This window comes from Pseudomonas sp. GW456-12-1-14-TSB6, assembly GCF_059424205.1.
Map to the genome: position 1 here is coordinate 60,038 of NZ_JBWKZE010000002.1, position 19,238 is coordinate 79,275.

Here is a 19,238-nt window from a genome sequence, read left to right on the forward strand (position 1 = left end):
TTTTTGTATTTGGAACATAAGTGCACTGGAAGCACTCAAGCCCCATCTGGCATTGCATCAATGCCAAGACGGACTCTTGCATCAACTGGAGCAAAAAATGAGCAACATGGAAAAGGAAATTCCAGAGAACACTATCGAACAGACCATCAAGGTTCTCGAATACCTGAATACCTGCGAACCGCTCAAAGCGAAAGCACGCAGGACCAAACTGGAAGTCAATGCCGACAGATTGACCAACTTGTTCCTAGGCTTCGGAGCGGGAGGAATTGCGTTGGCGGGCTGCATGGCCTATTGGCATAGCTCCATCAAATCACTTCCCATGTGGGGAAAAGACCTGGCACTGGTGTTAATTTTTACCTCGACGGTGTCTGTACTGCTCTCGTTCCTGACTCCCATCGTGGCGCAAATCTGCATTCTCAAACGATGGAAAACTATCAGTCTGAAAAACATGATCGACGATATAAGGCATGAAAATACGTTGGTCGACTCACTCCAGCACCATGCGATTTCGGTGCTACAAGAAGCGAAATACTGGCTGCAGCTAAAGATCACCCGAGCAGAAGCAAGGGTCGCTTATTTCTTTGGAGAAAAAACGGCAGGGCTCGCCCTGCTGGGAACAGCTTATGTTTGCGCCAAGGAGTTTGGTGGTTTTCCATGGCTTGGCAAAACCCTTGAAGCCGGTTTTGTGTTGGGTAATTGGGGAAATACTGCACTGTTGATGATCATTGCCATGGTGCTAGGCCTGTCTCTGGGTGCGTTGTTACTTAAACAAGTCAGCGCTCGCTATCGCTTTCAAGTCGAACTCATCGAACATGTCCTGAGCAGGCAATGTAAAAAATCAGAAGTCTGAATCCGCAGATGTAAAAAGCCGCGTAAACCGCGGCTTTGTCGACTCAGCATTTCCCTCTATTCGACAACGGCCACACACCACCAACTGCCCAGTGGCCTCTCACAAGCGTCTCGCCAAACGAGCCTGTAACATACGGACCAGTAATCCGCACGCCATGGAGAACCTCTTTGTCCGACAACCGCCCACCCGTGCTCGATGAAATCGACCGCCAGCTGATCGCTGCCCTGCAAATCAACGCCCGCGAAAGCGTGGCGATGCTGGCCCGGCAATTAGGGATCGCCCGCACCACCGTGACTTCACGACTGGCGCGACTGGAAAAGGCCAAGGTCATCACTGGTTACGGCGTGCGTCTGGGCCAGCGTGTGGTAGATGGCGGGCTGCAGGCTTACGTCGGAATCAAAGTGCAGCCACGCTCCGGCAAAGAGGTGCTGCGCCGGTTGAGCGCGATGGCCCAAGTGCAGCAATTGTGCGCGGTGAGTGGTGAATTTGACTACGTAGCCTGGCTGCGGACCGATTCACCGGAACAACTCGATCAGCTTCTGGATCAGATCGGCAGCGTAGACGGCGTGGAGAAGACCACGACGTCGATCATCCTCAGCAGCAAGATTGATCGCGGGCATCCAGTTTGATCATCACCATCGTCACATTGCAGCTCAAACACTCAAAACGACGACACATTGCGTCTTATTAACGTGTTCTACGCTCCCTAGAATGGCTGGCATCTTTTCCTATACTCAGACGCGCCTCCAGCGTCGGGTCGCCAGCAAGGTCAGCCATGAACAAGCACAATCGCCATCCTGCAGACGGTAAGAAACCGATCACCATTTTCGGTCCGGACTTCCCTTTCGCCTTCGACGACTGGATCGAACACCCGGCTGGTCTGGGCAGCATTCCCGAGCACAACCACGGTGCCGAAGTGGCGATCGTCGGGGCCGGTATCGCCGGTCTGGTGGCGGCTTACGAGCTGATGAAGCTCGGCTTGAAACCGGTCGTGTATGAGGCCTCGAAGCTTGGTGGACGCCTGCGTTCGCAAGCGTTCAACGGTACCGACGGCATCGTCGCCGAGCTCGGCGGCATGCGCTTCCCGGTGTCTTCCACCGCGTTCTATCACTACGTCGACAAACTCGGCCTCGAGACCAGGCCCTTCCCCAACCCGCTGACGCCGGCCTCCGGCAGCACCGTGATCGACCTGGAAGGCAAAACCCATTACGCACAGAGCCTGAAGGATCTTCCTGCGCTGTTCCAGGAAGTGGCTGACGCTTGGGCCGACGCTTTGGAGGCCGGCTCGCAGTTCGCCGATATCCAGCAGGCGATCCGCGACCGCGACGTGCCACGCCTCAAGGAACTGTGGAACACCCTGGTGCCGCTGTGGGACGACCGCACCTTCTACGACTTCGTCGCCACCTCGAAAGCCTTCGCCAAACTGTCGTTCCATCACCGTGAAGTGTTCGGTCAGGTCGGTTTCGGTACCGGCGGCTGGGACTCGGACTTCCCCAACTCGATGCTGGAAATCTTCCGCGTGGTGATGACCAATTGCGACGATCACCAGCATCTGGTGGTCGGCGGTGTGGAACAAGTGCCGCAAGGCATCTGGCGTCATGCGCCGGAACGCTGCGTACACTGGCCGCAAGGCACCAGCCTGAAATCGCTGCACCACGGCGCCCCGCGCTCCGGGGTAAAGAAAATCGCCCACGCGCCTGACGGACGTTTCGCAGTCACCGACAACAACGGCGACATCCGCGAATATGCCGCCGTGCTCACCACCTGCCAGAGCTGGCTGCTGACCACCCAGATCGAATGCGACGAAACCCTGTTCTCGCAGAAGATGTGGATGGCGCTGGACCGCACTCGCTACATGCAATCGTCGAAGACCTTCGTGATGGTCGACCGCCCGTTCTGGAAGGACAAGGATCCGGAAACCGGCCGCGACCTGATGAGCATGACCCTCACTGATCGCCTGACCCGTGGTACTTACCTGTTCGACAACGGCGACGACAAACCGGGCGTGATCTGCCTGTCGTACTCGTGGATGAGCGATGCGCTCAAGATGCTCCCGCACCCGGTGGAAAAACGCGTGAAACTGGCGCTGGATGCGCTGAAGAAGATCTACCCGAAGGTCGACATCGCCGCGCGGATCATCGGCGATCCGATCACCGTGTCCTGGGAAGCCGACCCGCACTTCCTCGGCGCGTTCAAGGGCGCCCTGCCCGGCCACTATCGCTACAACCAGCGCATGTACGCGCACTTCATGCAGGACGACATGCCGCCGGAGCAGCGCGGGATTTTCATTGCCGGTGACGACGTGTCGTGGACGCCGGCCTGGGTTGAAGGCGCGGTGCAAACGTCGCTCAACGCGGTGTGGGGAATCATGAAGCACTTCGGCGGGTCCACACATAAAGAGAACCCCGGCCCGGGCGATGTGTTCAACGACATCGGCCCGATCGCCCTGCCCGAGTAAGAGGAATCCCCGATGCGCGTAGCCCTTTACCAATGTCCACCGCTGCCACTGGAACCCGCCGCCAACCTTCAGCGCCTGCATCAACTGGCGATGGAGGCCAAAGGCGCCGATCTGCTGGTGGTGCCGGAGATGTTTCTCACCGGCTACAACATCGGCAAGGAGGCGGTCGCCACATTGGCCGAGGTCTACAACGGTGAGTGGGCGCAGCAAGTCGGACGGATCGCCAAGGCTGCCGGCCTGGCGATTCTTTACGGTTACCCTGAGCGCACCGCCGAAGGACAGATCTACAACGCCGTGCAGTTGATCGACTCAAACGGCGAGCGCCTGTGCAATTACCGCAAGACGCATCTGTTCGGCGATCTGGATCGTTCGATGTTCAGCGCCGGCGATGGCGAGTTTCCCATCGTCGAGCTCAACGGCTGGAAGCTCGGGTTCCTGATCTGCTACGACCTGGAGTTCCCGGAAAACGCCCGGCGCCTGGCCCTTGAAGGTGCCGAACTGATTCTGGTGCCGACAGCGAACATGATTCCTTTCGATTTCATTGCCGACGTCTCCGTGCGCTCCCGGGCTTTCGAAAACCAGTGCTACGTGGCGTACGCCAACTACTGCGGCCACGAGGGCGACATCCATTACTGCGGGCAAAGCAGCATCGCCGCGCCGGATGGCAGCCGCATTGCTCAGGCCGGACTGGACGAAGCCTTGATCGTCGGCGAGCTGGATCGCCAGTTGATGGTCGACTCGCGCAGCGCCAACCGTTACTTCAACGACCGCCGCCCCGAACTTTACGACGCGCTCAACAAGCGCTAATCCGCTAGCATTGGCACTTCACTGTTCTGGAAGTGCCCATGCCTGCGTCGACTCACCCCCGCCCCCACACCGAAACCCTGGCCAACGGCTTGCGCGTGACCCTGCGCCACGTGCCCGGCCTGAAACGCAGCGCCGCTGCGTTGCGAGTGGCGGCCGGCAGTCATGACGTGCCGTTGGCATGGCCGGGGCTGGCGCACTTCCTTGAGCATCTGCTGTTTCTCGGCACCGAGCGATTTCCTGCACAGCAAGGGCTGATGGCCTACGTGCAAGGTCACGGCGGCCAGGTGAATGCCAGCACCCGCGAGCGCACCACCGATTTCTTCTTTGAATTGCCGCCAGCGTCGTTCAGCGCCGGGCTGGAGCGTCTGTCAGACATGCTCGCCCATCCGCGTATGAATCCGGACGATCAGTTGCGGGAACGGGAAGTGTTGCAGGCGGAGTTTGTCGCGTGGACGCAGGATGCTGCGGCTCAGCAGAAAGAAGCGCTGTTCGAAGGGTTGTCAGCGGAACATCCGTTGCGCGGTTTCCACGCCGGAAACCGCGACAGCCTGCCGGTGGAGCAAGCGGACTTTCAACAGGCATTGAAAGACTTCCACCAGCAGTTCTACCGCACCGGGCAGATGACCCTGAGCCTGGTCGGGCCGCAGAGTGTTGAAGAGCTGCGCACGCTGGCCGAACAGTTTGCCGCCACGCTGACGCCTGGGGATAAAACTGCACAGGCAGCCCCCGTACGCTTGATGGGTAACGCGCAGGAAAGTTATCAACAGGCCGGCGAGCATCGCGGCAATCTGCTGTTTGCGTTGGAGGAGTTACCGGAGTCGTCAGCCGAAGCGCTGGCGTTTCTCTGCCACGGGTTGAACAGCGCCAAACCCGGTGGCTTGCTCGCCCATTTGCAGCAGCAGGGTCTGGCGGAAGGTTTACAGGCCTGTGTGCCCTACCAATTTGCTGAGCAGGCTTTGCTGCACCTTCAATTCACGACGCCATCCGGTCCACTCGACGCCATCCGCGCGCAGTTTCTCGACTGGTTGAGCTTCTTCGCAGCCCAGCAGGACTGGCCGACTTTGCGGGAGGAATATTCGGCACAGTTTCAGCGTCAGCAGCAGGTCAGCGGCGCGCTGCAACGGGCGCGACTCGACAGCGAACAACTCGAGAGCGGCCTGTCCGACGCGGCCGTTACGGCGCTCAAAGTAATTCTCGGCAAAATCGGCACTGTGGATAACTTCAGCAGTCACTGGCATCTGCCCGCTGCCAACCCGCTTCTGCGCACAGCCGAGCCGCTGGCCAACGCCGGTCTGATCCGCGGCCAGACCAGCGCCCACCGAGGCCTGCGCACATTCGCTCAGGATCGCTCGCGCAGCCGCCGCGAACGCTCGCCGATGCAATTCAGCCAGGCGCTGCCGGATAACGGCGACGAAGGCGCGGTGTATGTGCGCTGGCAGACGGAAGCGGCGGCCACGGCCGAGCTGCAAGCGAAACTGCAACGCAGCCTGCGGGAGGTGTCTGACGACACGCGTCAGGCCGGGGTGGAGTTGTCCTTCAGCGCTACGGGTAATCAGTGGCTGCTGAAATTGACCGGCCTGCAGGACACACTGCCGGTTGTGCTGGAACATGCGCTGAAATATCTGACGCAGGTCGATGCCGACTCGCCAAGCGGTGAGCCGCCAGTGCCGTCGATGCTGATCCGTCAATTGCTCAAGGCATGGCCGGAGCGTTGCCTGCCCGTGGTTGCGCAATCCGATGATGCCAAGCAGCTGTGGACAACTTCCCGTTGGGATGGTCTGGCGCTGGGTCTCGATGCCCACACCCAATCGGCCATGGGACTGGCCCTGAGCCGCATTCCCGGCAAGCCATCCAATGAATTACCGACCCTGCCGGCATTCCACGCACAACTTCGCTGGGATCAGTTCGACACCGACTCCAGCGAACACGCATTACTGCTGTTCTGCCCGACCGCCAGACCGGACATTCCCAGCGAAGCCGCGTGGCGCTTCCTTGCGCACCTGTGCCACACGCCGTTCTATCAGCGGCTACGAGGTGAATTGCAACTGGGATACGCGGTGTTCAGTGCTTTCAGACAGGTACACGGCCAGGGTGGATGGCAGTTCGGCGTGCAATCGCCGACCGCCACTCCCGCGCAACTGCTCGATCACGTTCAACAGTTCATCGAAGGCATCCCCGCGCTGATCGAAAACTTCGATGACGCCTTCCTCGTCGAGCAGCGCCAGATACTCGCCGTACACCTGGATGCCAGCATTCTGCCCGGCAAGGAGGCTGCCGAACTTCTGTGGCAGGCAAAACTTTCTGGCCACTCGTCGGATTACCTGATTCAACTGCGCAATGCCATAAGTCAGCTTGACCGCGAGGCATTGCTGGCCGCCGCACACTGTTTAATCCGCGTCGAAGGCGGCTGGCACGTCCTGGCCAACAGCCCTTCGCCGGGCGCACCGTGGCAAGCGGCAAATTGATCATTACCGGGGCTGCAAGGAGCTTTCTCAAAGATTCACGGGCAACCCCCCTGAAATTTTGAGTAACATAGCCACCTAACTATTTGGAACATCCCTGCGCTGCCGTGGACTATACCTATGGATAGCGCTATCCCACCCACCTGAAAAAGGAGTCACCCGATGGCCTGGACCAAACCTGCTTACACCGACCTGCGCATCGGCTTCGAAGTCACCATGTACTTCGCCAGCCGCTGAGTCCTGCCTCAAGCAGAACACTGCAGTGCAACGCCTCGGCTCGCCGGGGCGTTTTATTTTCAGCGTTGAAATGATGGAGCGTTCATGTTCGTCCAGATTCTGGGTTCGGCCGCCGGTGGCGGTTTTCCGCAGTGGAACTGCAACTGCGTCAATTGCGCCGGTTTTCGCGATGGCAGCCTGAATGCCCAGGCCCGTACCCAATCGTCCATCGCGATTTCCGATGACGGCGTGAACTGGGTGCTGTGCAATGCCTCGCCGGACATCCGCGCGCAGCTTCAGAGCTTCGCCCCGATGCAGCCGGGCCGCGCCCTGCGAGACACCGGCATCAGCGCGATCATCCTGATGGACAGCCAGATCGACCACACCACCGGCCTGCTCAGCCTGCGCGAGGGCTGCCCGCATCAGGTCTGGTGCACGGACATGGTCCACGAAGACCTGAGCACCGGTTTCCCGCTGTTTACCATGCTCAAGCACTGGAACGGCGGGCTGGACTGGAACCGCATCGAACTCGACCAAAGCTTCACCGTCGCCGCGTGCCCGAACCTGCGCTTCACCCCGCTGCCGTTGCGCAGCGCCGCACCGCCCTACTCGCCGCACCGCTTCGACCCGCATCCGGGCGACAACATCGGCCTGATCGTCGAAGACCTCGGCACCGGCGGCAAATTGTTCTACGCGCCGGGTTTGGGCAAGGTCGATGCGCCGTTGCTGGAAATCATGGCCGGCAGCGACTGCGTGCTGGTGGACGGGACGATGTGGGACGACGATGAAATGCAGCGCCGTGGCGTCGGCACCCGCACCGGCCGCGAAATGGGCCACCTGGCGCAGAACGGCCCTGGCGGCATGCTCGAAGTGCTGGAGCAGCTTCCCGAACAGCGCAAGGTGCTTATCCACATCAACAACACCAACCCGATTCTCGACGAAGACTCCCCGGAGCGCGCGGAACTGGTGCGGCGCAATGTTGAAGTGGCGTATGACGGCATGAGCATCGTCCTGTAACGAATGGCCCGGAGAACCGCAATGACCGACACCCCGCTGTCCACCGCCGAATTCGAAGCGGCCCTGCGCGCCAAGGGCGCCTACTACCACATTCATCACCCGTATCACGTGGCGATGTATGAAGGCCGGGCCACCCGCGAGCAGATCCAGGGCTGGGTCGCCAACCGCTTCTACTATCAGGTGAACATTCCCCTGAAAGACGCGGCGATCCTCGCCAACTGCCCGGATCGCGAGATCCGCCGCGAATGGATTCAGCGCCTGCTCGACCACGACGGCGCCCCCGGCGAAGACGGCGGCATCGAAGCCTGGCTGCGTCTGGGCCAGGCCGTCGGTCTCGATCCGGATCAATTGCGTTCCCAGGAACTGGTGCTGCCCGGCGTGCGTTTCGCCGTCGATGCCTACGTCAACTTCGCCCGCCGCGCCAGTTGGCAGGAAGCTGCCAGCAGCTCTTTGACCGAACTGTTCGCGCCGCAGATCCACCAGTCGCGTCTCGACAGCTGGCCACAGCATTACCCGTGGATCGACCCGGCCGGCTACGAATATTTCCGCACCCGTCTCGGTCAGGCCCGGCGCGATGTCGAGCATGGTCTGGCGATTACGCTGGAGCACTATAAGACCCTCGAAGGTCAGGAGCGCATGCTGGAAATTCTCCAGTTCAAACTGGACATCCTTTGGAGCATGCTCGATGCCATGAGCATGGCCTACGAACTGAACCGCCCGCCGTATCACAGCGTCACCGATCAACGGGTCTGGCATAAAGGAATCGCCTTATGAGTTTCGACCGCAGCAAGACCCCGACCTGGCGTCCCGGCTACCGTTTCCAGTACGAACCGGCCCAGAAAGGCCACGTGCTGCTGTACCCGGAAGGCATGATCAAGCTCAACGAAAGTGCCGCGCTGATCGGCGGTCTGATCGACGGTGAACGGGATGTCGCGGCAATCATCGCCGAACTCGACAGACAGTTCCCCGGCGTGCCCGAGCTCGGTGACGACATCGAGCAATTCATGGAGGTTGCCCGTGCGCAACACTGGATCGAACTTGCCTGAGTCATCGGTGCAAGTCCCGGCCAAACCGGAAGTCGGCCTGCCGCTGTGGCTGCTCGCCGAGCTGACCTACCGCTGCCCGCTACAATGCCCGTACTGCTCCAATCCGCTGGACTTCGCCGAGCAGGGCAAAGAGCTGAGCACCGAGCAGTGGATCAAGGTGTTTCGCGAGGCGCGGGAGATGGGCGCGGCGCAACTGGGCTTTTCCGGCGGCGAACCGCTGGTGCGCCAGGACCTCGCCGAGCTGATCCGTGAAGCGCGTCAGCTGGGTTTCTACACCAACCTGATCACCTCCGGCATCGGCCTGACCGAACAGAAGATCAGCGACTTCAAGAAGGCCGGACTCGATCACATCCAGATCAGTTTCCAGGCCAGCGACGAGCAAGTGAACAACCTGCTCGCCGGCTCGAAAAAAGCCTTCGCGCAGAAACTGGAAATGGCCCGTGCCGTAAAGGCCCACGGCTATCCGATGGTGCTGAACTTCGTCACCCATCGGCACAACATCGACAAGATCGACCGCATCATCGAGCTGTGCATCGCGCTGGAGGCCGATTTCGTCGAACTCGCCACCTGCCAGTTCTACGGCTGGGCGCAGCTCAATCGTGTCGGCCTGTTGCCGACCAGGGAACAACTGGTTCGCGCCGAACGCATCACCAACGAATATCGCGCCAAACTGGAAGCCGAAGGGCATCCGTGCAAGCTGATTTTCGTCACCCCGGACTACTACGAAGAGCGCCCGAAAGCCTGCATGAACGGCTGGGGCAGTCTGTTTCTGACGGTCACACCGGACGGCACCGCCCTGCCCTGTCATGGCGCCCGACAGCTGCCGGTACAATTTCCCAATGTGCGCGACCACAGCATGCAGCACATCTGGTACGACTCGTTCGGCTTCAACCGCTTTCGCGGCTATGACTGGATGCCCGAGCCGTGCCGCTCCTGCGACGAAAAAGAGCAGGACTTCGGCGGCTGCCGCTGCCAGGCCTTCATGCTTACCGGCGATGCCAGCAATGCCGACCCGGTGTGCAGCAAGTCAGAACATCACGGCGTGATTCTCAAGGCCCGCGAAGAAGCCGAGCACGCCACCCAGACCATCGAACAACTGGCCTTTCGCAATGAACGAAACTCGCGCCTCATCGCCAAAGGCTGAGCCTTTCAGCGCCACCGCCGCGGTTGCCGCCGGCGTGGACTTCGCCGAATTGCAGCTCGGCGCCCATGGTTTGTTCTGGAATGAATATCGCCCGACAGACGCCGCGTGCCGGATCTGGCATTGGTGCGATGGCGTGGCGAAATGTCTGACGCCTGCGGGTTTCAGCGTGCGCAGCCGGGTGTACGAATATGGCGGTGGGGCGTTTTGTCTGACGCCTGACGGGGTGGTTTTCGTCAACGAGGCGGATCAGCAGTTGTATCGCCAGACGCTGGATGGCCAGCCCGTGGCATTGACGTCTGGCGAGTGTCGTTATGGCGATCTGAACTACGCCGACGGGCAGGTGCTGGCCGTTGAAGAGAACGGTGATCGCCATCGGCTGGTGGCTATCGATCTGGCGAATGGCGACCGCCAAATGCTGGTTGAAGGCGCGGATTTTTACGCGTCGCCGATCATCAGTCCGGACGGTCAGCGCCTGGCGTGGATCGAGTGGAGCCGTCCGCATCAGCCGTGGACATCCACACGACTGATGCTCGCCGAGCGCTCGTCCAATGGATTTTCCGCCCCGCGTTGCGTGGCGGGTCAAACCCTTGAAGAGTCGATCCAGCAACCGCGTTTTGATGCCAATGGCCGACTGGGCTGTCTGACCGATCGTGCTGGTTATTGGCAACCGTGGGTCGAGTCGGCAAACGGCTTGCAACCGTTAGCCAGCGCCGAAGCCGATCACGCTCCAGCCCCATGGCAACTTGGCGGCTGCACCTGGCTGCCCGCCGGCGAAAGCTTTCTGGCGAGCTGGAGCGAAGGCGGTTTCGGTCGTCTGGCGCTCAACGGCGAAGACTTCACCGGTGATTACAGCCGCTTCCGTCATCTGGCTGTCGATGATCAATTTGTTTACTGCATTGCCGCCTCACCGGTCAGCCCTTCAGCGGTGATCGCCATTGATCGCGAATCTCATGAGGTGAATGTCCTGGCTGGCGGTGTCGCACCGCTGCCAGCCGAGCGCATCAGCCGCCCGCAAACCCTGCGCTACCCCAGCGGTTCGGGTGAAGCACACGGTTTCTTTTACCCGGCCACGAATGGCGATGCGAAACCGCCGCTGGTGGTGTTCATCCACGGCGGCCCGACATCAGCCTGCTACCCGATGCTCGACCCGCGCATTCAGTACTGGACACAACGAGGCTTCGCCGTCGCCGACCTCAACTACCGTGGCAGCAGCGGCTATGGGCGGGAGTATCGGCAGGCGCTGCATCTGAGTTGGGGCGCGGTGGATGTCGAGGACGCGTGTGCGGTCGTGGCCTACCTTAATGATCGCGACATGATCGACGGTGATCGTGCATTCATCCGTGGCGGCAGCGCCGGTGGTTACACGACGCTTTGTGCATTGGCGTTCCATCAGGTATTCCGCGCCGGCGCCAGTCTGTACGGCGTCAGCGACCCGGTAGCCCTCGCCCGGGCGACACACAAGTTCGAAGGCGATTACCTGGACTGGCTGATCGGCGATCCCGAGAAAGATGCAGAACGCTACACCGCCCGCACGCCGTTGCTGCACGCAGGCAACATTCGCGTACCGGTGATCTTCTTCCAAGGTGAGCTGGACGCCGTGGTCGTGCCGCAACAGACCCGCGACATGGTCGCGGCCCTGGAGCAAAACGGCATTGAGGTCGAAGCGCATTACTACGCCGATGAACGTCACGGCTTCCGCCGGGCCGCCAATCAGGCCCATGCGCTGGAGCAGGAATGGCGGTTCTACCAGCGAGTGATGGGCCTGACGGATTGAGACTCAGCGCTTGGCGATGATGTACACCGCGTGCACGATCCCCGGGATGTAACCGCACAACGTCAGCAGAATGTTCAGCCAGAACGCGCCGCCGAACCCGACCTGCAGAAACACACCCAGTGGCGGCAATAGAATAGCGATGATGATGCGGATAAAGTCCATGGGGCAGCTCCTGATTGGGGGTTGACTCACCTGAGCCATACAAGCTAATCGACCTGTGCCGTTTGTCAGGGTTCAGTGCTATCGCCAGACAGAGTGCGCAAGACCACTCAAGCCAGTATTTGCAGACCGTGTTTCTGCACAATGCTGAGCAGCTTCAAAGCCATTCCGCTTGGATGCTTATCCCCTGATTCCCATTGTTTGACGGTCGATGCGCTGGTGTTCAAATAACGTGCGAACACTGGCTGGCTGACATTGTTGCGCTCACGCAACGCCTTGATCTGCTCCGCAGGAATCGCATCCGGGACCGCTGCAAGGCACGACTCATCAAACTCACGCATCGTTGCCTTGCTGATAGCGCCGACTGCATGCAGAGCACTGGCCGACTCGTGCACTGATTCAAATACGTCACTCTTGAATTTTTTACTCATGAGTTATCTCCACGAACGCCCGCCTTTGGCCAGAACGATCGAACGGTAGCGATTTTCTTTCAGGCGCTTCTTCCAGACTCCGCCTCCCAGATTGTCCGCCTGCCCATCAAGCATCTCGGCAAAAGCCTCGCGAAGCTCGTCGTCGGTGATCCATGCTTTGCTGGCCTGTATCGCAAAACCTTTTGTCTTGAACAACCTGAACGACATCGGTATCCCTTCCAAAAAAACATACCACTCAGTGGTATAGATTACAAAGCCTGTCTTTCGACGAGGGTGTTCTGCCGGCTTCGGCAATCCTTGCCGAAGCCGGCTAAATAAACACTGCAGCGGCGGTCCCTCAAGCAATAAACCGCAATGGAAAAATCCGGCCACAAAAAAACGCCCCACGCCAAAAGAATCAGGCGTGGGGCGTGCGTTATACCGCGAGACGGTTCTTGAATTCGGGTGGGAAACTTCAGCTCAGACGGCAATTCCCTTGCGGCATTGCAATTGCGCGGTGCGGACCCGGGAGAAGGCGCGGGCCAGACGCAGGAGCATTTCGTCGATGTTGGCCTTGCTGACGTTGAGCGCCGGGGTGAAGCGCAGGCAGTCGGCTTGCGGGGCGTTGAGCAGCAAGCCTTCGTGAAGCGCTGCTTTGACGACGGCCTCGGCGGAGTCTTCCGACAGGGTCAGTCCCCAGAACAGCCCTTGCCCGCGCAACTCGCCATGTTCATAACGATGGGCCAGACGGGCGAGCCCTTCGCGCAGATGCTGGCCGTTGTCCCGGATCTGTTCGAGGAAGGCGCGGTCCTGCACGCTATCGAGCACCACCAGGCCGGCGGCGGTCATCAGCGCGTTGCCGTGATGCGTACCGCCCAATTCGCCGGGTTCGAAACAGCAGGCCCTGCCTCGCGCCAGCAACGCCGCCAGTGGCACGCCACCACCGAGGCCCTTGCCGAGCACGACGATATCGGCGCGCACGCCGTAGGACTGTTCGGCGAGCAAGGTGCCGCAGCGGCCGATGCCTGTCTGCACCTCGTCGAGAATCAGCAGAATCCCCAGCTCCCGGCACAGACGTTCGACACCCTTGAGGTAATGCTCGGTCGCCGGGATTACTCCGGCATCGCTCTGGATCGGTTCAAGCATGATTGCCACAGTCTGCGCATCAACAGCTGCGTGCAGCGCCGGCAGGTCATTGAATGGCACCAGATCGAAACCCGGCAGCAGCGGCGCGAAGCGGTTGTGCAGGTTGCAACTGTCCGACGCCGAAATCGTCGCCAGACTACGTCCGTGACAGCCTTGTCTGGCGACAATGATCCGCGAAGCGCCACCGCGATGCAGTTGACCCCATTTGCGCGCCAGTTTGATCGCCGCTTCACAGGCCTCACTGCCGCTGTTGAGCAGGTGCGCCTGATCGCTGGCAGTGCTGGCACACAGGCGCTCGGCAAGGCTGAGCATGCCGCGGTTGTGCAGATTGAAACCGGGATTGATCAGGGCCTGGGCCTGGCTGGCGATAGCCTTGACCAGCACCGAAGGGCTGTGGCCGAGGCTGTTGGCGCCGCCGGCCTGGGAAAAGTCCAAGTAGGCGCGGTCATAGCTGTCCCATAGCCAGGAGCCCTGGCCGCGAACGAATACCTGCCGCGGGCGCTCGACGCTGGGCATCAGACGCTCGGCATTCAGGCCATCAGCGACGTTCGATTCTTGGGTTTCAAAAGCCAGGTCATCTAGGCTCGGCGTCTGGCGCCGCAAACTGAACAGATTCATTGAAAAAAACCTCGCTCGAGGTTTTTTGAACTGCCTATGTAAAGACTTTCGAAACAAACGCTGGTCATGGCGCTTTCCGGCCCTGTAAGCCTTGTGAATGCGGTTAGACTAGGCCGGTTCACGGCATCGGGCCATTTCGATTTCCCAGCATTTTCGATAAGTGTTACTTATGGATTTCAAACAACTGCGTTATTTCGTCGCGGTCTACGAAGAAGGGCATGTCGGACGCGCCGCCGAGCGCCTGTCGATCTCTCAGCCCGCGCTGTCCCAGCAGATTCGCCACCTGGAACAAAACCTCGACGTCACCCTGTTCGAACGCAGCAGCAAACGCCTGTTGCCGACCCTCGCCGCCCATACCTTGTACAACCACGCCCTGCCGCTGCTCGACGGCATGCAGCGGGCGCGCGAGGCGCTGGGCAACTTCAAGGGTCAGGCACTGCGCACATTGGCGATAGGCGTGCTACAGACCGTGCACACCAGCCTGGTGCCGCAAATGCTCGAGCGAGTGCGCAAGGCCCAGCCGCATCTGGTGGTACAGATTTATGAATTGACCGGGCTTGAGATCGAGCGGCGCCTGCTCAACGGCTCACTGGATATCGGCATCAGCTATTTGCCGCCACGCCAACCCGGTCTGCACGGCGTGATGCTGTACGAAGATGAGCTGACGCTGGTCATCCCGGCGGATCATCCGCTGCGGGAATTCAAGAAAGTCTCGATGAGCCAGGCCGCCGAATTGCCGATGCTGCTATTAGGCGAAGAATTTCAGATCCGTCAGATCTGGCAGGCCCAACTGGCCAGCCTCGGACGTCGCCCGCAAGTGCAGGCCGAGCTGAACAACATGGTGGGGATTCTAGACAGCCTGCCGCATACGCGTCTGGCGACGGTGCTACCCGGTCGTTCGCAAAAGGAGTACGACGATCAGGATCTGTTGTGGAAACCGTTGAGTGAGCCGCGTGTACCGTTGAAGGTCGGGCTGGTGTGTCGCGATGTGCAACGCCAGCAGGCGCCATTGGCCTTGCTGCGAACGTTGCTGGAAGAGGTGATGCAGCGTGAGGACAAACCGCTGAAAGGTGCGCCGCCGCTGGACGCGCTGAGCTGAAAACTTTTCTGCGGGCATAAGAAAACCCCGCCGAAGCGGGGCTTTGCAGACTGTTTCCCTGACATCCATTTCACTCCGCCACCCTGGCAGAATCCTACGTGTCCGTGTTGTTGCTTTGCGCTTCCTGCGCGACGTCCATGGAAAGTAGATTAGCTCTGGATCCAATCCACGCCTATGGGAGAACAGCAGCACGTCATGTAAGCGATCGCTTACATGACGTTACATCATCAGAACTGCGCAGCGTCCAGCAGGAACAGCGACTCGCTGCCAGCCTTGACCGACGCGCTCAGCGAGTGAATCCGCGGCAGCAGACGGGCGAAATAGAACCGTGCCGTGCCGAGTTTGCTCGCGTAGAAATCGTCCTGCGCTTCTTTGCCCAGCGATGCCTTGGCCATCAGCGCCCACATGTACGCGTAAGCGGTGTAGCCGAACGCTTGCAGATACTCGACCGATGCCGCACCGATTTCGTTCGGGTTGGTTTTCGCCCGGTCCAGCAGCCATGAGGTCAACTCGTTGAGGGTGTCGACAGCGTCATTCAGCGGTTTGGTGAACTCGCCCAGATCGGCACTGGCGGTCGCAGTGAAATGGCGGATCTCGTCGGCGAACAGCTTGTAGAACGCGCCGCCGCTGCCGACGATCTTGCGACCCACCAGGTCCAGCGCCTGAATGCCGTTGGTGCCTTCGTAGATCTGCGTGATGCGCACATCCCGCACCAGTTGCTCCTGGCCCCACTCGCGGATGTAGCCGTGGCCGCCGAAGATCTGCTGGCCGTGGACGGTGGTTTCCAGTCCCAGATCGGTCAGGAACGCCTTGGCCACTGGCGTCAGCAAGGCCACCAGATCTTCCGCACGCTTGCGGGTCGCGGCGTCTTCGCTGAACTTGGCGGTGTCGAGCTGCATCGCCACGTAAGTGGAGAACGCACGGCCGCCTTCGTTCGAGGCTTTCATGGTCAACAGCATGCGACGCACGTCCGGATGGACGATGATCGGGTCGGCCACCTTGTCCTTGTTCTGCGCGCCGGTCGGCGAACGGCTTTGCAGGCGGTCGCGGGCGTATTCGATGGCGTTCTGGTACGAGCGCTCGCCGGTAGCCAGGCCCTGGATGCCGACGCCCAGACGCTCGTAGTTCATCATGGTGAACATCGCCGCCAGGCCCTTGTTCGGCTCGCCGACCAGGTAACCCACGGCTTCGTCGAAGTTCATCACACAGGTGGCAGAGGCCTGGATGCCCATCTTGTGTTCGATCGAACCGCAGTTCGCCGGGTTGCGCGCGCCCAGGCTGCCATCGGCATTGACCATGAACTTCGGCACCAGGAACAGCGAAATGCCTTTCGGCCCCGCCGGTGCGTCCGGCAGTTTGGCCAGCACCAGGTGGATGATGTTTTCGGTCAGGTCATGCTCACCGCCGGTGATGAAGATCTTGGTGCCGCTGACCTTGTAGGAACCGTCGGCCTGAGGTTCGGCCTTGGTGCGAATGATGCCCAGGTCGGTGCCGGCGTGTGGCTCGGTTAGGCACATGGAACCAGCCCAGACACCGGCGTACATGTTCGGCAAGTAAGCGGCTTTCAGTTCTTCGCTGGCGTGGGCGTTGATCGACAGGCAAGCGCCGGCGGTCAGCATCGGATACAGACCGAAGGCCAGGCTGGCGGAGTTGACCATCTCTTCGACCTGGGCCGATACGGCTTTTGGCATGCCCATGCCGCCGTAGGCCGGATCACCGCCAACACCGACCCAGCCGCCTTCGGCATAAGTCTGATAAGCCTGTGGGAAACCGGCCGGCGTGGTGACGGCACCGTCGGCCCAGTGGCAGCCTTCTTCGTCGGCGGCACGGCTCAGGGGCGCGATGCTTTTGCTGGTGACCTTGCCGGCCTCTTCGAGAATGGCTTCGACGGTTTCCGCGTCCACTGTTTCGGCCAGTGCCGGCAGTTCCGCCCAGAGTTTGGCGACTTCGAACACTTCATTGAGGACGAAGCGCATATCGCGCAGCGGCGCTTTGTAGTCAGCCATGGCAAACCTCGCAAAGATCTAAACAGGTGATTCGTGGAAGGGTGTTTTCGTTGAGCTGGAGTGTAACCCAACAACTTTTGCGACACATAGGGTCAGGCGGTGACTGATTTGTTATTTTTAGTCACCAGCAATCAATCATAAAGAAGCCCGCAATCAGCGGGCTCATTTGTTTAACAGTGGCGTGTTACAGCGAGAACAACTGCGCCGGCAGTTTCATCAGGCAATCGCTACCCGCCTCGATCGCCGCACGATGCGCAGCGGTGCGCGGCAGCAACCGCTTGAAGTAAAACTCGCACGTCGCCAGTTTGCCCTGGCAGAAATCGCCATCCCCCTCGCCCGACTCCAGCTGCGCCTGGGCAACCAGAGCCATGCGCAGCCACAGGTAGCCGAGAACGATGTAACCGCTGTACATCAGGTAATCCACCGACGCGGCGCCGACTTCATCCGGATTTTTCATCGCCGCCATGCCGACCTTCATGGTCAGCTCGCCCCACTGCTGGTTGAGACCATCGAGCTGCGCAACAAACCCGCCCAGTTGCGCATGCCCGGCGTTGGCGGCGCAGAACTTGTGGACGATTTTGGTGAAGTTGCGCAGCAGCTTTCCCTGGCTGCCCAGCACTTTGCGCCCCAACAGATCCAGCGCCTGAATACCGTTGGTGCCTTCGTAGATCGGCGCGATCCGGCAATCGCGAACCAGTTGCTCCATGCCCCACTCGCGGATAAATCCGTGGCCGCCGAACACCTGCATGCCGTGGTTGGTCACTTCCAGGCCGGTGTCGGTCATGAACGCCTTGCAGATCGGGGTCAGGAACGCCAACAAGTCTTCGGCCTGCTGACGCGCCTCGGCGTCCGCGCTCAGGTGCGCGACATCGAGCATTTGCGCGGTGAAATAGGTCAGCGCGCGGTTGCCTTCGTTGAAGGCTTTCATGGTCAGCAGCATGCGTCGCACGTCCGGGTGGACGATGATCGGGTCGGCCGGTTTGTCCGGAGCTTTGGCGCCGGTCAAGGCACGCATCTGCAAGCGGTCGTTGGCGTATTTGATTGCGCCCTGAAAACTCGCTTCGCCCAGACACAGGCCCTGCATTCCCGTGCCGAGGCGCGCGTGGTTCATCATGGTGAACATGCAGTTCAGGCCTTTGTTCGGCTCGCCGATCAGGAAGCCTTTGGCGTCGTCGAAGTTCAACACGCAGGTGGCCGAGGCCTTGATGCCCATCTTGTGTTCGATCGAACCGCAGGAAACGCCGTTGCGCTCGCCCGCCTCACCGGATGCGTCCGGGAGAAATTTCGGCACGATGAACAGCGAAATCCCCTTGGTCCCGGCCGGTGCGTCCGGCAGTTTGGCCAGCACCAGATGAATGATGTTGTCGCTCATGTCGTGCTCGCCGGCGGAGATGAAAATCTTGCTGCCGGTCACTGCATAACTGCCGTCGGCCTGAGGCACCGCGCGGGTCTTGATGATGCCCAGATCGGTGCCGCAATGGGCTTCCGTCAGGCACATGGTGCCGGTCCACTGGCCCGCAGTAAGTTTGCGCAGATAGGTGTTTTTCTGTTCTTCGGTGCCGTGGGCGTGAATCGCCGACATGGCGCCATGAGTCAGGCCCGGGTACATGCCCCACGAGGTATTGCTGGAGGCGACCATTTCGCTGATCACCAGCCCCAGCGAACTTGGCAGGCCCTGGCCACCGTAGGTCGGATCTGCCGCCAGACCGTGCCAGCCACCTTCCACGTATTGTGCGAAGGCTTGCTTGAAGCCTGTAGGCGTTGTCACCACGCCATTGTCGAAATGGCAGCCCTCTTCGTCGCCGCTGCGATTGAGCGGTGCCAGCACGTTCTCACAGAACTTCGCGCCCTCTTCAAGGATCGCGTTGATCATATCCGGGCTGGCGTCGTGGGCGCCGAGGGCCGCGTACTGAGTGTGGAAGTCAAAGACGTGGTCGATCAGAAAGCGCATGTCGCGCAGGGGAGCTTTGTACTCGGGCATGGTGGCTTCTCCTTCAGCAGATTGCTTCAACCTACTGCCGGCCAC

The 19,238-nt window shown here is 60.5% G+C and carries 17 protein-coding genes and 1 pseudogene; 12 read left to right on the forward strand and 6 right to left on the reverse strand.

Features of this window, described 5'->3' with window-relative positions; all coding sequences use genetic code 11:
• Positions 1–97: 97 nt before the first annotated feature.
• The 11 genes from AC07Y2_RS01820 to AC07Y2_RS01870 all read left to right on the forward strand — a co-directional run bounded on the left by AC07Y2_RS01820 (position 98) and on the right by AC07Y2_RS01870 (position 11,774).
• On the forward strand, positions 98–850 hold the full coding sequence (locus AC07Y2_RS01820) for a YuaM family protein (protein ID WP_052266542.1): 753 nt from the start codon (positions 98–100) through the stop codon (positions 848–850).
• A gap of 167 nt (positions 851–1,017) precedes the next feature.
• Positions 1,018–1,479 (forward strand): Lrp/AsnC family transcriptional regulator, encoded by a 462-nt coding sequence (locus AC07Y2_RS01825; RefSeq protein ID WP_039768063.1) that lies wholly within the window; start codon positions 1,018–1,020, stop codon positions 1,477–1,479.
• Positions 1,480–1,625: 146 nt separating this feature from the next.
• Positions 1,626–3,308: a flavin monoamine oxidase family protein gene (locus AC07Y2_RS01830; protein ID WP_074692213.1), complete on the forward strand. Its 1,683-nt coding sequence runs from the start codon at positions 1,626–1,628 to the stop codon at positions 3,306–3,308.
• 12 nt (positions 3,309–3,320) lie between these two features.
• Positions 3,321–4,115, forward strand: coding sequence for a carbon-nitrogen hydrolase family protein (locus AC07Y2_RS01835; RefSeq protein WP_085646887.1), 795 nt, complete (start codon positions 3,321–3,323; stop codon positions 4,113–4,115).
• A gap of 38 nt (positions 4,116–4,153) precedes the next feature.
• On the forward strand, positions 4,154–6,580 hold the full coding sequence (gene pqqF, locus AC07Y2_RS01840) for a pyrroloquinoline quinone biosynthesis protein PqqF (RefSeq protein WP_103385415.1): 2,427 nt from the start codon (positions 4,154–4,156) through the stop codon (positions 6,578–6,580).
• Between the two features lie 159 nt (positions 6,581–6,739).
• A complete protein-coding gene (gene pqqA / locus AC07Y2_RS01845) occupies positions 6,740–6,814 on the forward strand; it encodes a pyrroloquinoline quinone precursor peptide PqqA (protein ID WP_003444522.1) in 75 nt (24 codons plus the stop codon).
• Positions 6,815–6,898: 84 nt separating this feature from the next.
• Positions 6,899–7,810 (forward strand): pyrroloquinoline quinone biosynthesis protein PqqB, encoded by a 912-nt coding sequence (gene pqqB / locus AC07Y2_RS01850; RefSeq protein ID WP_039768057.1) that lies wholly within the window; start codon positions 6,899–6,901, stop codon positions 7,808–7,810.
• Positions 7,811–7,831: 21 nt separating this feature from the next.
• Positions 7,832–8,584, forward strand: a complete 753-nt coding sequence (pqqC, locus tag AC07Y2_RS01855; protein WP_103385414.1) for a pyrroloquinoline-quinone synthase PqqC — start codon at positions 7,832–7,834, stop codon at positions 8,582–8,584.
• Positions 8,581–8,856, forward strand: a complete 276-nt coding sequence (pqqD, locus tag AC07Y2_RS01860; protein WP_007959876.1) for a pyrroloquinoline quinone biosynthesis peptide chaperone PqqD — start codon at positions 8,581–8,583, stop codon at positions 8,854–8,856. Before pqqC ends, pqqD begins: the two co-directional genes overlap by 4 nt.
• The gene (gene pqqE, locus AC07Y2_RS01865; protein WP_103385413.1) at positions 8,828–10,000 is read left to right on the forward strand and encodes a pyrroloquinoline quinone biosynthesis protein PqqE; all 1,173 of its coding nucleotides are present in this window, start codon (positions 8,828–8,830) and stop codon (positions 9,998–10,000) included. The genes pqqD and pqqE overlap by 29 nt, the downstream gene beginning before the upstream one ends.
• Positions 9,966–11,774: a S9 family peptidase gene (locus AC07Y2_RS01870; RefSeq protein WP_103385412.1), complete on the forward strand. Its 1,809-nt coding sequence runs from the start codon at positions 9,966–9,968 to the stop codon at positions 11,772–11,774. The genes pqqE and AC07Y2_RS01870 overlap by 35 nt, the downstream gene beginning before the upstream one ends.
• Positions 11,775–11,777: 3 nt before the next feature.
• Here the strand turns inward: AC07Y2_RS01870 and AC07Y2_RS01875 are convergent, their stop codons facing one another.
• From AC07Y2_RS01875 to AC07Y2_RS01890, 4 genes and pseudogenes are all read right to left on the reverse strand, one after another.
• The gene (locus tag AC07Y2_RS01875) at positions 11,778–11,936 is read right to left on the reverse strand and encodes a YqaE/Pmp3 family membrane protein (RefSeq protein WP_003228885.1); all 159 of its coding nucleotides are present in this window, start codon (positions 11,934–11,936) and stop codon (positions 11,778–11,780) included.
• A gap of 107 nt (positions 11,937–12,043) precedes the next feature.
• Positions 12,044–12,364, reverse strand: coding sequence for a helix-turn-helix domain-containing protein (locus AC07Y2_RS01880; protein WP_039768053.1), 321 nt, complete (start codon positions 12,362–12,364; stop codon positions 12,044–12,046).
• Between the two features lie 9 nt (positions 12,365–12,373).
• Positions 12,374–12,571: pseudogene (locus AC07Y2_RS01885) on the reverse strand (type II toxin-antitoxin system RelE/ParE family toxin); the annotation flags it as partial.
• Between the two features lie 252 nt (positions 12,572–12,823).
• Positions 12,824–14,107 (reverse strand): aspartate aminotransferase family protein, encoded by a 1,284-nt coding sequence (locus AC07Y2_RS01890; protein ID WP_103385411.1) that lies wholly within the window; start codon positions 14,105–14,107, stop codon positions 12,824–12,826.
• A 169-nt stretch (positions 14,108–14,276) separates the two neighbouring features.
• On the opposite strand from AC07Y2_RS01890, the gene AC07Y2_RS01895 reads away from it, so the two are divergent.
• Positions 14,277–15,206: a LysR family transcriptional regulator gene (locus AC07Y2_RS01895; RefSeq protein ID WP_064380308.1), complete on the forward strand. Its 930-nt coding sequence runs from the start codon at positions 14,277–14,279 to the stop codon at positions 15,204–15,206.
• A 227-nt stretch (positions 15,207–15,433) separates the two neighbouring features.
• Here the strand turns inward: AC07Y2_RS01895 and AC07Y2_RS01900 are convergent, their stop codons facing one another.
• Both AC07Y2_RS01900 and AC07Y2_RS01905 read right to left on the reverse strand, forming a co-directional pair.
• On the reverse strand, positions 15,434–17,212 hold the full coding sequence (locus tag AC07Y2_RS01900) for an acyl-CoA dehydrogenase C-terminal domain-containing protein (protein WP_103385410.1): 1,779 nt from the start codon (positions 17,210–17,212) through the stop codon (positions 15,434–15,436).
• A gap of 184 nt (positions 17,213–17,396) precedes the next feature.
• A complete protein-coding gene (locus AC07Y2_RS01905) occupies positions 17,397–19,193 on the reverse strand; it encodes an acyl-CoA dehydrogenase C-terminal domain-containing protein (protein ID WP_103385409.1) in 1,797 nt (598 codons plus the stop codon).
• Positions 19,194–19,238: the final 45 nt, after the last annotated feature.

Excerpts from the sequence above, each read along its gene's own strand:
- AC07Y2_RS01820 (WP_052266542.1), top strand. The coding sequence starts at position 98 with ATGAGCAACATGGAAAAGGAAATTCCAGAGAACACTATCGAACAGACC.
- AC07Y2_RS01830 (WP_074692213.1), top strand. The coding sequence starts at position 1,626 with ATGAACAAGCACAATCGCCATCCTGCAGACGGTAAGAAACCGATCACC.
- AC07Y2_RS01835 (WP_085646887.1), top strand. The coding sequence starts at position 3,321 with ATGCGCGTAGCCCTTTACCAATGTCCACCGCTGCCACTGGAACCCGCC.
- pqqF (WP_103385415.1), top strand. The coding sequence starts at position 4,154 with ATGCCTGCGTCGACTCACCCCCGCCCCCACACCGAAACCCTGGCCAAC.
- pqqB (WP_039768057.1), top strand. The coding sequence starts at position 6,899 with ATGTTCGTCCAGATTCTGGGTTCGGCCGCCGGTGGCGGTTTTCCGCAG.
- pqqC (WP_103385414.1), top strand. The coding sequence starts at position 7,832 with ATGACCGACACCCCGCTGTCCACCGCCGAATTCGAAGCGGCCCTGCGC.
- pqqD (WP_007959876.1), top strand. The coding sequence starts at position 8,581 with ATGAGTTTCGACCGCAGCAAGACCCCGACCTGGCGTCCCGGCTACCGT.
- AC07Y2_RS01870 (WP_103385412.1), top strand. The coding sequence starts at position 9,966 with ATGAACGAAACTCGCGCCTCATCGCCAAAGGCTGAGCCTTTCAGCGCC.
- AC07Y2_RS01875 (WP_003228885.1), bottom strand. The coding sequence starts at position 11,936 with ATGGACTTTATCCGCATCATCATCGCTATTCTATTGCCGCCACTGGGT.
- AC07Y2_RS01880 (WP_039768053.1), bottom strand. The coding sequence starts at position 12,364 with ATGAGTAAAAAATTCAAGAGTGACGTATTTGAATCAGTGCACGAGTCG.
- AC07Y2_RS01890 (WP_103385411.1), bottom strand. The coding sequence starts at position 14,107 with ATGAATCTGTTCAGTTTGCGGCGCCAGACGCCGAGCCTAGATGACCTG.
- AC07Y2_RS01895 (WP_064380308.1), top strand. The coding sequence starts at position 14,277 with ATGGATTTCAAACAACTGCGTTATTTCGTCGCGGTCTACGAAGAAGGG.
- AC07Y2_RS01900 (WP_103385410.1), bottom strand. The coding sequence starts at position 17,212 with ATGGCTGACTACAAAGCGCCGCTGCGCGATATGCGCTTCGTCCTCAAT.
- AC07Y2_RS01905 (WP_103385409.1), bottom strand. The coding sequence starts at position 19,193 with ATGCCCGAGTACAAAGCTCCCCTGCGCGACATGCGCTTTCTGATCGAC.